The 14,841-nt window shown below is 63.7% G+C and carries 12 protein-coding genes; 6 read left to right on the forward strand and 6 right to left on the reverse strand.

Annotated elements, in window-relative coordinates:
• Together ACIQLF_RS13040 and ACIQLF_RS13045 are read right to left on the reverse strand one after the other, a co-directional pair.
• Positions 1 to 1,098, reverse strand: coding sequence for a polyprenyl synthetase family protein (locus tag ACIQLF_RS13040; protein WP_400298952.1), 1,098 nt, complete (start codon positions 1,096 to 1,098; stop codon positions 1 to 3).
• A 195-nt stretch (positions 1,099 to 1,293) separates the two neighbouring features.
• Positions 1,294 to 1,992, reverse strand: a complete 699-nt coding sequence (locus ACIQLF_RS13045) for a demethylmenaquinone methyltransferase (RefSeq protein WP_400298955.1) — start codon at positions 1,990 to 1,992, stop codon at positions 1,294 to 1,296.
• 116 nt (positions 1,993 to 2,108) lie between these two features.
• Between ACIQLF_RS13045 and ACIQLF_RS13050 the strand changes: the two genes are divergently transcribed.
• From ACIQLF_RS13050 to ACIQLF_RS13065, 4 genes are all read left to right on the forward strand, one after another.
• Positions 2,109 to 3,446 carry an isochorismate synthase MenF gene (locus ACIQLF_RS13050; protein ID WP_400298958.1) on the forward strand — a complete coding sequence of 446 codons (1,338 nt, stop codon included), beginning with the start codon at positions 2,109 to 2,111 and terminating at the stop codon, positions 3,444 to 3,446.
• Between the two features lie 162 nt (positions 3,447 to 3,608).
• The gene (locus ACIQLF_RS13055; protein ID WP_400298961.1) at positions 3,609 to 4,403 is read left to right on the forward strand and encodes a transporter substrate-binding domain-containing protein; all 795 of its coding nucleotides are present in this window, start codon (positions 3,609 to 3,611) and stop codon (positions 4,401 to 4,403) included.
• A 92-nt stretch (positions 4,404 to 4,495) separates the two neighbouring features.
• Entirely contained in the window at positions 4,496 to 5,290 is a 795-nt protein-coding gene (locus ACIQLF_RS13060) for an amino acid ABC transporter permease (RefSeq protein WP_400298964.1), read from the forward strand.
• A gap of 11 nt (positions 5,291 to 5,301) precedes the next feature.
• The gene (locus ACIQLF_RS13065; RefSeq protein WP_400298967.1) at positions 5,302 to 6,093 is read left to right on the forward strand and encodes an amino acid ABC transporter ATP-binding protein; all 792 of its coding nucleotides are present in this window, start codon (positions 5,302 to 5,304) and stop codon (positions 6,091 to 6,093) included.
• 350 nt (positions 6,094 to 6,443) lie between these two features.
• Here the strand turns inward: ACIQLF_RS13065 and ACIQLF_RS13070 are convergent, their stop codons facing one another.
• From ACIQLF_RS13070 to ACIQLF_RS13080, 3 genes are all read right to left on the reverse strand, one after another.
• Positions 6,444 to 7,412 (reverse strand): carbohydrate ABC transporter permease, encoded by a 969-nt coding sequence (locus ACIQLF_RS13070; RefSeq protein ID WP_400298969.1) that lies wholly within the window; start codon positions 7,410 to 7,412, stop codon positions 6,444 to 6,446.
• Entirely contained in the window at positions 7,409 to 8,338 is a 930-nt protein-coding gene (locus ACIQLF_RS13075) for a carbohydrate ABC transporter permease (protein ID WP_400298971.1), read from the reverse strand. Before ACIQLF_RS13075 ends, ACIQLF_RS13070 begins: the two co-directional genes overlap by 4 nt.
• Before the next feature lie 75 nt (positions 8,339 to 8,413).
• A complete protein-coding gene (locus ACIQLF_RS13080) occupies positions 8,414 to 9,745 on the reverse strand; it encodes an ABC transporter substrate-binding protein (RefSeq protein WP_400298973.1) in 1,332 nt (443 codons plus the stop codon).
• A gap of 312 nt (positions 9,746 to 10,057) precedes the next feature.
• Between ACIQLF_RS13080 and ACIQLF_RS13085 the strand changes: the two genes are divergently transcribed.
• Positions 10,058 to 11,077, forward strand: coding sequence for a LacI family DNA-binding transcriptional regulator (locus tag ACIQLF_RS13085; protein ID WP_400298975.1), 1,020 nt, complete (start codon positions 10,058 to 10,060; stop codon positions 11,075 to 11,077).
• A gap of 58 nt (positions 11,078 to 11,135) precedes the next feature.
• Positions 11,136 to 13,013, forward strand: coding sequence for a beta-galactosidase family protein (locus tag ACIQLF_RS13090; protein ID WP_400298978.1), 1,878 nt, complete (start codon positions 11,136 to 11,138; stop codon positions 13,011 to 13,013).
• 77 nt (positions 13,014 to 13,090) lie between these two features.
• Here ACIQLF_RS13090 and menD read toward each other — a convergent pair whose 3' ends face one another.
• Positions 13,091 to 14,791: a 2-succinyl-5-enolpyruvyl-6-hydroxy-3-cyclohexene-1-carboxylic-acid synthase gene (menD, locus tag ACIQLF_RS13095; protein WP_400298981.1), complete on the reverse strand. Its 1,701-nt coding sequence runs from the start codon at positions 14,789 to 14,791 to the stop codon at positions 13,091 to 13,093.
• Positions 14,792 to 14,841: the final 50 nt, after the last annotated feature.

Below are 14,841 nucleotides of genomic sequence, written 5' to 3' on the forward strand. Positions count from 1 at the left end.
TTAGACCTCTCGGGTGACCACTGCGTCGGCAAAGGCCGCCAGCGATTCCTTGACAGGTCCTTCCGGAAGCGGTGCCAACACGGCCACAGCCTCGTCGGCCCAGCGCCGCGCAACGGCCCAGGCCTCGGCAGTGGCGGGGTTGCCGGCCACGGCCTCGACGGCAAGGGCCAGTGCCGCGTCCTCGGTCAGGTCCCCGTCGACAATCGCCAGCACGCGGGCCGCCTCGGCGTCGCCCGCCGCGGCGGCATCGCGCATCAGCAGGACCGGCAGCGTCGGGACGCCTTCGCGCAGGTCCGTGCCGGGGGTCTTGCCCGAACGGACCTGAGCGCCCGTCACGTCGATGACATCGTCGGCGACCTGGAAGGCAACGCCGACCTTTTCGCCGTAGGTGCGCAGGATCTCCACGTATTCCGGGACGCCGCCGAAGAGCGCGCCGAAGGCGCCGGAGGTTGCCAGCAGCGATGCGGTCTTGTCGGCGATGACGCTGAGGTGGTGTTCGATCGGGTCGTCGCCGTCGCGCGGCCCCACAGATTCGTGCAGCTGGCCCAAGCACAGTCGCTCAAAGGTGCGCGCCTGCATCGAGACGGCCTCGGGGCCCAGCTCGGCACCGATGACCGAGGCCCGGGCGAAGATCAGGTCGCCGGTGAGGATGGCAACGGAGTTGCCCCACACCTCGTGTGCGGTGGGCGCCCCGCGGCGCAGCGGCGCCGAATCCATCACGTCATCGTGGTAGAGCGTGGCAAGGTGGGTCAGCTCGACAATGGCCGCGGCCTTGATGACCTCTTCGGTCACGCCGTCGCCCAACAGCGAGGTCAGGACCACCAGCAGCGGACGGATCCGCTTGCCGCCGGCCTCCACGAGGTGGCGGCTTGTCGCATCGATCAAGGGATCGGAGTTCGCGATCGCGTCGCGCAACAGCTTCTCCACCTTGGCCAGGCCGGTGGCGATGGCCGGGCCAAACTCCGGGTCCTGGGCGATCAGCGAAAAACCGCCGGGCAGGTTCACCGCGGCGGCCAGCACGCTGGTCTCCGGGTTCAGATCGAAGGAATCGTGCACGCCGTGTCCGGCAGCGGTCCAGTTGGTCTGGGAATCGGTCACAGTTCTAAGACTTACTATCTCTCGACGGTCGGTTCCAGCCGCGGCACGTGGCCGATTCTGGTTGCTGGTCGGTAGGTACCAGCTGCTCAAGTACAGGCTTCACTCTATCGCCATTCGGCCCGAGCACGGCCAAGGCGGGCGACTCGCGGCAGGTTGCCCGGCGTTTAGCGCCCGGGCAACCTGCCTGCGTTGTGTCTAGACCAGCGGTTTGGTGGCGCGGTGCACGGCCACGATGCCGCCGCTGAGGTTGCGGTAGCGGCACGAATCCCAGCCCGACTCGTCGATCCAGGCGGCAAGGCCGTCCTGGTTCGGCCAGGCGCGGATGGATTCGGCGAGGTACACGTAGGCCGCCGGGTTCGAGGAGACCTTCCTGGCGATCGGCGGAAGCGCCTTCATCAGGTACTCGGTGTACACGGTGCGGAACGGCGCAAACGTCGGGTGCGAGAATTCGGCGATCACCAGGGTGCCGCCGGGCTTGGTAACCCGCAGCATCTCGGCCAGGGCCTTCTTCGGCTCGTTCACGTTGCGCAGGCCGAAGCTGATCGTCGCCGCGTCGAAGCTGTTGTCATCGAAGGGAAGGTTGGTGGCGTCGCCGGCGACAAAGTCGATGTCCGGGCGGCGGCGCTTGCCGACCTTGAGCATGCCCTGCGAGAAGTCGCAGGCAACGACGCCGATGCCTGCATCGGCGAACGGCTCGGAGGAAGTGCCGGTGCCGGCAGCCAGGTCCAGGACACGCTGGCCGGGCTTGGCACCGACAGCGTCGAACACGATCTTGCGCCAGCGGCGGGTCTGCCCCAGGGAAAGAATGTCATTGACCACGTCATAACGCGGGGCAACGTCGTCAAACATTGCTTGGACTTCTTCTGTGTGCTTTTCCAGCGATGCGCGGCTCATTGTTTCATTGTCGCAAAGTTCGGCGGCAACGTGAAAATACGGCACCCGAGTGTCCTGGTGAGCAGGGCCACTTGAGAGTCCGGCGCGCACCCCGGCGGCGGTAGGCTTAGCTCATCATGACTTCCCAACTTTCCGCCGGTACGGGACCGCAAACGCCAACCCCGGTGCCGCAGCTGCGCAGCCTCACCATCAAACGCCCGGCGATGAGCGAGCACGGACTTCTTGACTACGCCACCCGCGACGATTCACTGATGTGGGCCCGCCGCGGCGAGGGAGTCATCGGCTTCGGCCAGGTTGCACGGTTCGAATCGACCGGCCCGGAGCGCTTCGCGCTGGCCCGCGACTGGTGGAACAAGGTCACGGCGGCGGCCGGCATCGAGGATCCGCTGGAAATCCCCGGAACGGGCCTGATCGCCTTCGGCGCCTTCGCCTTTTCCTTCTCCAGCACCTATGCCTCGCGCATGATCGTGCCGAAAATCGTGGTGGGCAGGGACGAAGCCTGCAGCTGGATCACCTACACGGTCGCCGACCCGGAGGCGGAGCTGAGCCTCGAGGCGGCCGAGGCCGAACTGGCGATGCTGCTGGATGACTACTCGGTGGAGCACGAGCTCGGTTCCGGCGTGGACCGGCTGGTGGCCGGCCAGATCACCGAGGACGAGTACATGGACTCGGTGCGCAAGGGCGTTGCCGCGATCGAATCCGGGCAGGTCACCAAGCTGGTGCTGGCCCGCGATGCGGTGGCCGAGCTCGCGACGCCGATCGCAGTGGCCCAAGTGTTGCGCCAGCTTGCACTGCGCTACGCCGATTGCTGGACCTACTCGGTGGATGGCCTGATCGGCGCCACCCCGGAAATGCTGGTCCGGGTGCGCGGCGACATCGCCGAGGCGCGCGTCCTGGCGGGCACCCTTGACCGCGCCAGCGCGCCCGCCGGGGATTCCGGCTACGCGCACCGGATGCTGGTCGAGGACGAGAAGCAGCGCCACGAGCACCAGCTGGCCATCGATTCCCTGACCGAACAGCTCGGCCCGCTGGCCTCCGGCATGGATGCACCCGCCGAGCCGTTCGTCTTGCAGCTGCCCAATGTCTGGCACCTCGCCTCGGACGTCAAAGCATCGCTGTCCCGCCGTGCGGACGGCAGCGTTCCATCGGCGCTGGACCTTGCCGAGGCATTCCACCCGACGGCCGCGGTGTGCGGAACCCCCACCAAGGAAGCCGGCCGCACCCTGCGAGAAATCGAGGGTATGGACCGCGGCCCCTATGCCGGGCCCGTTGGTTGGATCGACACCCGCGGCAATGGGGAATTCGGCATCGCGCTGCGTGGCGGAGTCATCGAATCCCCCACCTCCATTAGGCTCTACGCCGGGTGTGGCATTGTTTCCGCTTCCGATCCCGCCGCGGAGCTGGCGGAGTCCTGGGCCAAGATGCGCCCCATGCGGGAGGCACTGGGTATTTAGGTAACGTTTTGTGGTCACTTTTCGCAAATGATCGTCTGAACTTGTTTACCCATAGAAAATGAATGTAGCCTGTGATGCACATCTCATTACTTGGGGCTCGGACGGTTAGAATAATCATCGACGCAAGCCTGCGAGCGATTACCTAGAGAAGGACCACACTCAATGCGGATCACCACCACCGTACTCAAATCCCTGACCGTGGCTGCCGTTGGCGCCCTCGCACTGACCGCGTGCGGAAGCAGCAACACGCCGGCAGCGTCCTCGCCGGCTGACGCCAACGCCGTCAAACTCATCAACGAAGGCAAGCTCACCGTTTGCTCCGATATTCCGTACGAGCCTTTCGAATTCGTCAAGGATGGCAAGAATGTCGGTTTCGACATGGACATTGCCGCGGAGATCGCCAAGGACCTCAAGCTCGAACTCAACGTGATCGACTCCAGCTTTGATGCCATCGAATCGGGCCTGTTCAAGACCCAGTGCGACATCGCTATCTCCTCGCTGTCCATCACCGAAGCCCGCAAGGGCAACATGGACTTCTCCACTCCCTACATGGATGACGATTTGACTCTGGTTGCCAAGGAAGGCTCCGGGATCACCGACATCGAGTCCGCCAAGGGCAAGAAGGTCGGCGTCCAGCAGGCGACCACCGGTGCGAAGTTCGCGAAGGAAAACGGCCTCGATGCCACCGGCTATGAAGACTCGGGCCTGCAGATCGCTTCCCTTAAGGCCGGCACCACGGTCGCAACGCTGGGCAACCAGTCCGTCCTGGGCTACGCCATCAAGGATGATCCGACGCTCAAGCGCGTCGCTGATTTCAAGACCGGCGAACAGCTTGGCGTTGCAGTTCCCAAGGGAGCAACCGCCATGCTCGACAGCGTCAATGCGACGCTGAAGCGTCTCACGGATGACGGTTCGCTGGCCAAGTTCACCGAGACTTGGTTCGGTTCCACCAACTAACGTCATTCTCATTTGATGCAAGCATTCAGGCGAGGCCCTGGCTCCCGAACGGAACCGGGGCCTCGCCACCTTTCACGGAAGGCTTAAACGCCATGGCAATGACAACCCGTCAACGCGCCCGACTTAGTAAGATCATCCAGATTGTCATCTTCGTGGCCCTCATCGTGGCCGTGCTGGTGCAAGTGAATTGGAAGACTCTCAACGAACAATTCTTCGCCTTCGACAAGTTGGGGCCGATCTTCCCCGATTTGATCACGGTAGGCCTCAAGAACACTATCTTCTACACGGCCATTTCCTTCGCCTTCGGCTTGACACTCGGTCTGATACTTGCGCTGATGAAGATGGCCAGCTTTGCCCCGTACCGCTGGTTTGCCACAGGGTTCATTGAATTCTTCCGTGGAATTCCTGCGATCCTGGTCTTGATCACCTTCGGCTACGGCGTGCCCACGGCATTCCCCGGAACCCAGTGGCCCCAACCGGTCATCGTCATGGTTTCCCTCGGTTTGGTCTCGGCCGCCTACATTGCCGAAACGCTGCGTGCCGGTTTGCAAGCCGTTCCCAAGGGACAAATCGAGGCCGCCCGCTCGCTAGGCATGCCGGCATGGCGAGCCATGATCACCATCGTGATTCCGCAGGCGTTCAAGATCGTGCTGCCCCCGTTGACCAACGAAGTCATTCTGTTGACCAAGGACTCATCACTCGCCTTCATTCTTGGTGCAAGCATGGCGCAATACGAGATGACAAAGATCGGTCGCGATGGGCTAACCTCCTTGGGTGCTGGAATCACACCATTGATCGTGGCGGGCACCTTGTACCTGGTGATCACCATTCCACTGAGCCTGATTGCTCGGAAGTTTGAATCCCGTTCCGCACGGACGAAGCGATAGGCATAAGAGTCATGAGCGACACCAAGCAAAACCAATCCTCTTTCAAGGCTGCCGGAGTGAGCATCGTTGGCCTGCGCAAGTCCTACGGGAACAACGAAGTACTCAAAGGCATCGATCTGGAGGTAAAGCCCGGCGAAGTCGTTTGCCTGATCGGCCCTTCGGGTTCGGGCAAATCCACGCTGCTGCGCTGTGTGAACCTGCTGGAACAGCCCAACGCCGGCACCATACACGTGGGTGGCTTCGAAGCCACTGACCTGGATGTAGATCTGGACAAAATGCGCCAGAAAGTTGGCATGGTCTTCCAGCAATTCAATCTCTTCCCGCATCTGACGGTGACGCAGAACTGCACCGTGGCTCAGACCAAGGTCCTGAAGCGCCCCACGTCGCAGGCTAAGGAAGTGGCTCAGAAGAACCTGACCCGCGTGGGCCTGGGAGACTTCGGCGACCGTTACCCGGACCAGCTCTCCGGCGGCCAGCAGCAGCGCGTGGCCATCGCCCGAGCCCTGTCCATGGACCCGACGCTGATGCTCTTCGACGAACCGACCTCCGCACTCGACCCGGAAACGGTCGGCGAGGTCCTGGCCATCATGCGCTCGCTGGCCAAGGCCGGCATGACCATGTTGGTGGTAACCCACGAGATGTCCTTCGCCAAGGAGGTCGCCGACCGGGTGATCTTCATGGACGGCGGCGTAGTCGTCGAGCAGGGACACGCCAAGGACGTCATCGGCAACCCTCAGCAGCCGCGCACCCAGGACTTCCTCAAGCGCGTGCTCGATCCCACCCACGTGGAGATCGCCGACTAGGAATCCACCTGCCGTTCCGCGAAGAGGGATCGGTTGCCATCGCCATTTCACATATTGGCTGCTCGCAACCGGTCCCTTTTCGCGTGTCACTCCGGGCCCGTGCCGCGGCGAAGACACGCAGCCGATTCCTGAGCGGACGGGAAACCCGTGCGCGATGGCTGGCGGGCCCTGTGGAGGCCTTGCGTTCTCCTGGGCGCTTGGGTGTCGCGGCGGCGCCTGGCACCCAGGGGAAACGACGGCCCGTCATCTTGAACGCAGAAAGACGCGGTGCCAGCAACCCCACCCAGGGCAGCTGGCACCGCGTCTTTGTTGCCCGGCGGGCCGCAGGCGCCGCCGGAGTTCATTGGTTCCTACTTCACAGCGCCCGCGGTGAGCCCGGCCTTCCAGAACCGCTGGAGGAACAGGAAGAGCAGCACCAGCGGAATGATCGAAACAAGGGCACCGACTACCACCAGTGACATCGGAACCTTGCCGTTGGAGGCAAACCAGGACACCAAGCCCACCGTCACCGGCTGCAGCGAGGAATCGTTGATGACCATCGCCGGCAGCAGGTAGTTGTTCCAGATCTCCACGAAGTTGAACAGGAAGATCGTGACCAACGCCGGGGTCATCATGCGCAGGCCGATCCGGAAGTAGATTCCCACTTCCCCGAGCCCGTCGAGCCGGGCTGCCTCGATGACCTCGTCCGGCACGGACTGCGCCGCAAAGACCCTGGACAGGTAAACGCCAAAGGGGCTCACGATGCTGGGCAGGATCACTGCCAGCGGGTTGTTGATCAGCCCGACCTCGGAGAACATCAGGTACAGCGGCAGGGTGAAGAGGATCTTGGGGATCAGCACCGCCGCAAGAACCACGCCGAAGACGACTTCGCGCCCGCGGAAGCGGTACTTGGCCAGCGCGTACCCCGCCATCGAGGCCAGCAACGTGCCGACTATGGCACCGACGCCGGCGTAGAAGATCGAGTTCAGGATCCAGCGCATGAAGATGCCGTCGCGTGATGAGAGCAGCTCGGCTATGTTGCTGCCCATGTGCATGCCGTTGAACCAGAAACCGGGTGCGGAGAACTGCTCGCCCATGGGTTTCGAGGCGGCAACAAGCAGCCACCAGATTGGAATGAGGAAATAGACTGCAAAACAGCCCAGCACGATGGTGACGGTCAGACGGCTGGCCAACGAGGTTTCGCGGTTGTCCCGGGCCTTTCTGCCGGTTCCACGCCCGAAGTTCCTGCCGCCGCCCGCAGGCTTGCCCCGGGTTTCGGCCCGCCCGGCAACGGCGTTCTCGGATTCCGCTTCGTTCCCCGTGATTAGTTGAACGCTCATGCGTCGGAGCCCCTGTTCGTGAGCTTGAAGAAGGTGATGGAAAGGACGCCGACGAGCACCGCAAGGATGACCGACATGGCAGCGGCATATGGATAGTTCTGCGCGGCCGTGGCCGCTTGGGCGGCCATGATCGGCGTGAACGCCGAGTCGATGGACCCGCCGGAGACGCTTTGCAGCACCTTGGGCTCGTTGTAAAGCTGGGCGGTGCCGATGATGGAGAAGACCGCCGTGAGGATGATCGCCGGGCGGACCATCGGAATCTTGATGTTCCAGGCAATGCGCCAGGCCGACGCCCCGTCGATCTTGGCCGCTTCGAGGATCTCCCCCGGAATGGACTGCAGCGCGGAATAGATGATGATCATGTTGTAGCCGGTCCAGCCCCAGGTGACGATGTTTGCCACCGACCACAGCACCATGTTTTCGCCCAGGAAGGGTATCTCGATGCCGAGCGGAGCCAGCAGCGCATTGATCGGGCTGGAGGTTCCGGAATAGAGGAACGACCACATGAGGGCCGCGATGACGCCGGGCACCGCATAGGGCAGGAAGCTCGTGAGGCGGAAGAAGCCCTTGGCCCGTGCCGAGCGTGAGTCGATCAGCAACGCCAGCCCTGTGGCCAGCCCGAGCATGACGGGAACCTGGACCGCCCCGAAGAGCAGGACCCTGCCCAGGGATTCGATGAAGACCGGGTCCGCGAACGCCTTCAGGTAGTTCGCCATCGGGTCGAATGCGAGCGTGGGGGCGGTGAGCCCCAGCCCGTCGCGTTTGAGGACAAAGAGGCTGCGGTAGACGGCGAACCCCAGCGGTGCCAGGTACATTGCCGCGAATATGACAACAAAAGGAGCAAGCAGCAGGGCCGCGGTTCGCCCCTGGCGTCCGTTGGTTTTTGCCCTGGCTATCCGAGGCCGGGCTGTCGAAGCGACGCTCATGGGTGTTGCTGCCTTTCGATGTTTTGTAACGACTGAAACCCGCGGCACCCCGGTTGGGGCGCCACGGGAATCGGGTTAGTCAGCGACGTTGATGCCCTGGCTCTTCATGTTCTCAACTGTTGCGGTGTTGGCTTCGGCCAAGGCATCGGCGAGTTCTCCGTTGCCTGCCCAAGCCTTGTTCAAACCGTCATCGAGCTTGGTGGTTGTCAGCGGCATGTTCGGGCCCCAGGTCCAGTCGGTGTTGACCTTCAAGGCCTCTTCCTTGAACACGTCAAAGATCTTCTGGCCCCCGAAGTACTTGTCTTCCTTGGTCAGCTGCGGCAAGTCCAGCAATGCCTTGGCGGCCGGGTAAAGAGCAGCCTTGTCGATCAGGTTGCCGTAGGTGTCTGCATCGGTGGAAAGGAAGTTTGCGAACTTCCACGCTGCCTCGGGTGTTTCACAGCCCTTGAGCACCGCAGTCGCGGAGCCTCCGACGTTGCCGACCTTCGGGTTTGCCGCATCCCACTGCGGCATCGGGGCAACTGCCCACTTGCCGGCGCCGTCCGCCGCGTCGCCCTTGATGACGCCTGCCTGCCAGACCGCACCGACCAGGGTTGCGATGGAACCGTCGCCCAGGCCCTTGAACCAAGCCGGATCGTACATCGGGGCCTTGGCAATGGTGCCTGCATCAACCAGCGACTGCCAGTACTCGGCCACCTTCTTGTTCTCCGGCGAATCGATGGAGACCTTCCAGCTGTCGCCCTCGATGCCGAACCACGGGGCGCCTGCCTGCCACGACATGCCGGCGTAGTCGTAGTTCGCATACGGGGAGCTGATCTTGACCTTCGGGTCGGCGGCCTTCAACTTCTCTGCGGCGGCCTTGTACTCGTCCCAGGTGGTTGGGACTGCAATCTTGTGCTTCTCGAAGAGTTCCTTGTTGTAGTACATCGCCATGGGGCCGGTGTCCACAGGGGCGGCGAACACCTTGCCCCCGACGGTGACGCTGTTCCAGGCGGATTCCACATACTCGCCCTGGTTCGCCGTCGCGTATTGGGTGACGTCCTCGAGTGCACCCTGGGCAGCAAAGCTGGTCAGGGTTTCGTAGCCGACTTGGCCCAAGCACGCGGCGTTGCCGGCCTGAACGGCGTTGAGCATCTTTTCGTACCCGCCGCGCGAGCCCGGCTGGATCTCTTCGTACTTGACCACGACGTCCGACTGGGAGGCATTGAATGCCTTGACACTGTCCGCGTAGCCCGGGGCCCATCCCCAGAACGTCAATTCGGCGGACTTGGCGGCCTCGCTGCTTGACGCAGCAGGCGCAGGCGCTGTCGTGGCGGGTGCTCCGCTGGAGCCGCCGCAGGCCGTCAGGGCGAGTGTCGCCGCAAGAGTACCGGCCGCGGCCAGTCCCCATCGCTTGAAGCTTTTCATGTTTCCTCCACTTGCTACCACCAGGCAACGTGTTGCCCGGAATGACTATCAAAGGCTGGGTCTTCGAGGGGTTTCCCCGACACCTGAACCTGCCCGGGCACCCCCAAGAGTGAACTCATGTGAGCCGCGCAACATCAAGCGTGAGAACCAGAATGCCACAGCTTGTTATCGATAACAAGTATCTTCCCGCGTTTTACCTGCACTTCGTCATTCATGGCCAAGGACACCGTCCATAACATAGAGTCACTTGACGCATAACTTGTAACCCCGCCATCCGTAACCGATGAATGCCGGCCCGACATGAAGGACACGATGAACCAGAAACCGTCCCGCGCTCCATCCATGCGCGACGTTGCCCAGCTGGCCGGCGTATCCGCGCAGACCGTGTCCCGAGTTCTCAGTGACCACCCAAATGTCCAGCCGGCAACCCGCCAGTCCGTCAAGGAGGCGGCGCGCAGCCTAGGCTACCGCCGCAACGCAACGGCCCGGGCACTTGTGACCGGACGCAGCAACATGATTGGCGTGATCACGCTTTCGACCAGCTCATACTCGCGCATGACGCTGATAGTCGGCATCGAGCGAGAGGCCGCCGCCCGCGGATACTCGGTCACCTTCGTATCGATCACCAATCTCTCCGCCCGCTCGCTTGAGGAAGGTCTGAGCAGGCTCGTTGCACAGGGGGTCGACGGAATCATCACCGCCATCCCCCTGCAGGACTCCACCACGGAGGTAGACAACCTGCTCGCGGAGGTGCCGTCGGTGGCCATCGATTCCCCGCTGCCCGCGGGTGAACAGGCCGTCACATTCGACCAGGCCCAGGCCGCACGCCTTGCCGTTGAACATCTCATCTCCTGCGGACACACCAACATCTGGCATGTTGCCGGCCCCAAGGACTGGATCGAATCCGAGACACGGATCGCGGGCTGGCGGGATGCGCTCGAGGCCGCCAACCTTCCCGTTCCCCCCGAACTCTTCGGGGACTGGAGCGCCGAATCCGGCTACCGCTCGGGCCTGATCCTCGGGCGCATGCCTGAGGTCACTGCAGTATTCGTGGCAAGCGACGAAATGGCCTTCGGCCTGATTACAGCCGTCAAGGAACTCGGCCGCAGGGTCCCGGAAGACATCTCCGTGGTCGGCATCGACGACATTGAACTGGCCCCGTACTGCGCCCCGCCGTTGACCACGGTCCGCCAGCCATTGGAAGAAATCGGCCGCCAGGCGGTGCGCCAGCTGGACAGCGAACTGTCCGAACACGGCGGCACGCATTCCTCCGGCCAGGCCGGTCCTATCGTTCCGGAATTGATCCTGCGCTCCAGCACCGCCAAACGCTGAACTGAAACTTGCAGTTCTAGACCCCATTGCCAAATCTCTTGTTATCGATAACAATCGTATGACCACGGACGCCGGAACGGACACTTCTCATCGGCGTCGACTCCGTGGTCTGCCACTTTCTGCCTCACAGACGACGTGCAGAAGTTTCGAGCAAGAACCGAGGTATCAGAACGTGATCATCAGCGGAGCCCTCCACTACTTTCGGACCCATCCCGAACAGTGGCGAACCAGGTTGCACTGGCTCAGGCTCATGGGCTTGGATTCCGTGGAAACCTACGTTGCTTGGAACGTCCACGAACCTCGCCAAGGTGAATTCGACTTCTCAGGTGGAGCCGACCTCGAACGGTTCATCCGGTTGGCGGGCGAGGAAGGACTCAAGGTCATCCTGCGACCGGGGCCCTACATTTGCGCCGAATGGGACAACGGCGGGCTCCCCGCCTGGCTCACCGCGCAACCCGGCATCAGGGTCCGGACCCGGCAGGCGGCCTACACCGCAGCGGTAGCCGCGTTCTTTGATGAACTGCTCCCCCGCATGGTTCCGTTGCTGGAAACACACGGCGGCCCGATCTCGATGGTCCAGGTTGAAAATGAGTACGGGTCCTTTGGATCCGACTTCGTTTACTTGGAACAGGTCCAGAAGGCGCTCGTTGAGCGAGGCATCGACGTCCCGCTATTCACCTCCGACGGCCCCGAAGACCACATGCTCACCGGTGGCATGATTCCTGGGGTGCCGGCCACCGCGAATTTCGGGTCGGGCACGAACAAGGCGTTCGCCGGCTTCCGCCGCCACCGGACCGAAGACCCCCTGTTCTGCATGGAATTCTGGAACGGGTGGTTCGACCACTGGGGCGAGGAACACCATGCGCGCGACCCCAAGGAGGCTGCGCAGACACTCGACGAAATGCTCTCCGCCGGCTGGTCCGTGAACTTCTACATGGCCCACGGCGGAACAAACTTCGGCACCGGTGCGGGCGCAAACTTCGATCCCCCGCAGTCGGTGACCACCGGTAGGTACCAACCGACCGTGACCTCCTATGACTACGATGCCCCCTTGGATGAGCGCGGCGCGCCCACACCCAAGTTCCATGCCTACCGCGAGGTCATCGCCAAGTACCGCGCAGTCCCGGAACTCGAGGAATTCACCGAATCACTCCTGCCGGTGACCCCGCTGGTTGCGGCGGGCACCCCCGTGGGACTTCGCGGCTACTTGGATGCCGTTGCCATCAGCGGGAGCGAAGTCCGCGAGTCGGGGCACCCCTTGACGTTCGAAGAACTCGGCATTTCTCACGGCGTGGTTCGCTACACCACCACCGTCCCCGGTCCACGGCAGTCATACCCATTGACCATCGACGGACTCAACGATCGCGCGCATCTGGTCGTTGACGGGAAGATCAGGCACGTTTTCGAACGCAACGACCAGCAGCCCTATGATTTATCGGTTCCTGCCGAAGGACTGGAAATCGAGCTCTTCGTAGAATCAATGGGCAGGGTCAACTACGGCCGGCTGGTTGGCGAACGAAAGGGCATCCTCGGTGCCGTGCTGCACGAGCGCCAGGAACTCCATGGTTGGCACATGACAGCCCTGGAGCTACCTCAGGCGCCTTCCACCAGGCTGTTGTTGCAAGCCGGATCCGCGCAGTCCTCTGAAGAACCTGAGGCGGCCTTCCACTCGCTGGACTTCGCGGCCGCGGCCCCAGCCGACGGCTACATCGATCTCACCGGTTGGGGCAAGGGATATGTGTGGGTCAACGGATTCTGCCTTGGGAGGTTCTGGGACAGGGGTCCGCAGCTATCTCTCTACGTTCCCGCACCGCTGGTCCAACCCGGGATCAACCGGGTCGTGATCCTGGAGCTGGATGGAACCCGCGGAAACGCCCCGAAAATCCTGCCGGTGCCCAATCTCGGTTCGGGAAGCGCGCCGCTGGCACCGCAATAGGGAAGTTTCCAAACCTGCAGGCCGCGTTCGGCTTCCAACATTGCCCATGTCGGAAGCCGGACGCGGCAATTTGGCAGCTACCGGCCTTCGGGCCATTCGAGCGCGTTCACGGTTTCGGTGATCTCCGCATGCAGGGCCCGCAGTCCGCTGCGTCCCACGACAACCTCGATCAAGCGACGTCGAGCGCCCGTGGTGCCCAGGGCCCGGCGAAGCCCGTCCACCTCATCCACGGCGAGGTACTCCCAGCCGTAGGCCGCGGCAAGGGACTCGATCCGCACCCTGTGCGGGGTGCCGAAGAGCCGCTCGACGGCATCCGCATAGCGGCCCGATTCCTCCACGGCTCCGTGCTCGAGCGTCGAGAAGATGGCGCCTCCCCCGTCGTTGAGAACAATCACGTCCATTTCCGGTTCCGGTTCGCCCAGCCCCAGCAGCAACCCGCCCACGTCGTGCAGGAACGTCACGTCCCCGAGCAGCACCGTGGTCTTCAGCCCCGCGCGGGTCTGGGCGATGCCCGTGGCGGTGGCGATGGTTCCGTCGATTCCGGCCAACCCGCGGTTGGCGTACACGTGCGCCGCGGATGCATCCGCGGGCGTGCCGCACAGGTCGGCGTCGCGGATGACGTTCGAGGATCCGAACACCAGGTTGCCCCGTGCCGCCCGCCAGACCTCTTGCGCCACCAGCGGGCCGTTGAGCCCCCCGGGACCTTCGATCCGCTTCTGGATCGACGAGGCGGCCGAGGCTCCCAGCCGCTGCCAGCTTTCCAGCCAGCCGGCCGGCGCGTTCCCGGCAAAGGCCTCCAGCTCCGCGGAGTCGGAGATCAGCTTTTCGCGCCTCTTGCCCTCCTCGAACCACGGCGCGGGCGACGGCGCCCAGAGGGCCGTCTCAATCGACGCATTGTTCAGCAGGCGAGCCACCGGTCGGCTCAATGTGGGGCGGCCAAAGAGCACCACCCGCTGGATGCGGGACATGTGCGAAGCCAGCAGCGTCCGGTACGGGCCGATGGCGTTCGCGCCGAATCGTGCGTTCGAGCTGGGCTCCGCAAAGAGTGGCAGGCCCAGGGCGTGTGCGAAGTCCGCGGCGACGGGTCCCGCGCCGTGTCCGGCAACCACCACGGTGCGCAGCGACTCGTCCGGGCCGGGCCGTGCCCAAAGGATCGATTCCGCGATGTCCAGGGCCACCGGCGGGTGCGTCACATTGGCGCCAAAGGTCGGCAGCCCGTCCGTATCAGAGGGGACCAATGGGTCGCGGAAGGCGACGTTGATTTGCACGGGCCCCGGCGCCGTGGTTTCGGAGCCCCTGGCCGCCTTCAGAGCCCCGGCAACCTGTGCGGCGGGATCGCTGCCGGCCTCGATGTCCACGCTGGCGCGCACGTGCACCCCGAAGAGGTCGACCTGGTTGGTGGCCTGGTTTGCCCCGGTGCCGTGGAGTTCGGTGGGCCTGTCCGCCGAAAGCACCAGCAGCCGGGCACCCACGTGGTTGGCTTCCATGACCGCGGGTAGCAGCTCCCCCACGGCCGTGCCGGAGGTTGTCACCACCGGCACCGGTGCGCCGCCGGCCAGGCTCAGCCCGAGCGCCGTGAATCCCGCGCCCCGTTCGTCGATGCGCACGTGCAACCGGATGGTGCCCGCGGCCTCGGATTCGGCGAACGCGTAGGCCAGCGGGGCGCTGCGCGAGCCAGGGCAGATCACCACGTCACGCACTCCGGCGGCCTGCAGGGTTGTCACAAGTTTCCGGGCTACGTCCATGGAGACGAGTTCGGGATCGGTATTAGACGGCATACCTTCCATCCTAATTCCGACCCCGACGTGTGCCGTGCCGTTCCCTACGG

This window comes from Paeniglutamicibacter sp. NPDC091659, from assembly GCF_044756805.1.
In the GTDB taxonomy this organism is placed as follows: Bacteria; Actinomycetota; Actinomycetes; order Actinomycetales; family Micrococcaceae; genus Paeniglutamicibacter.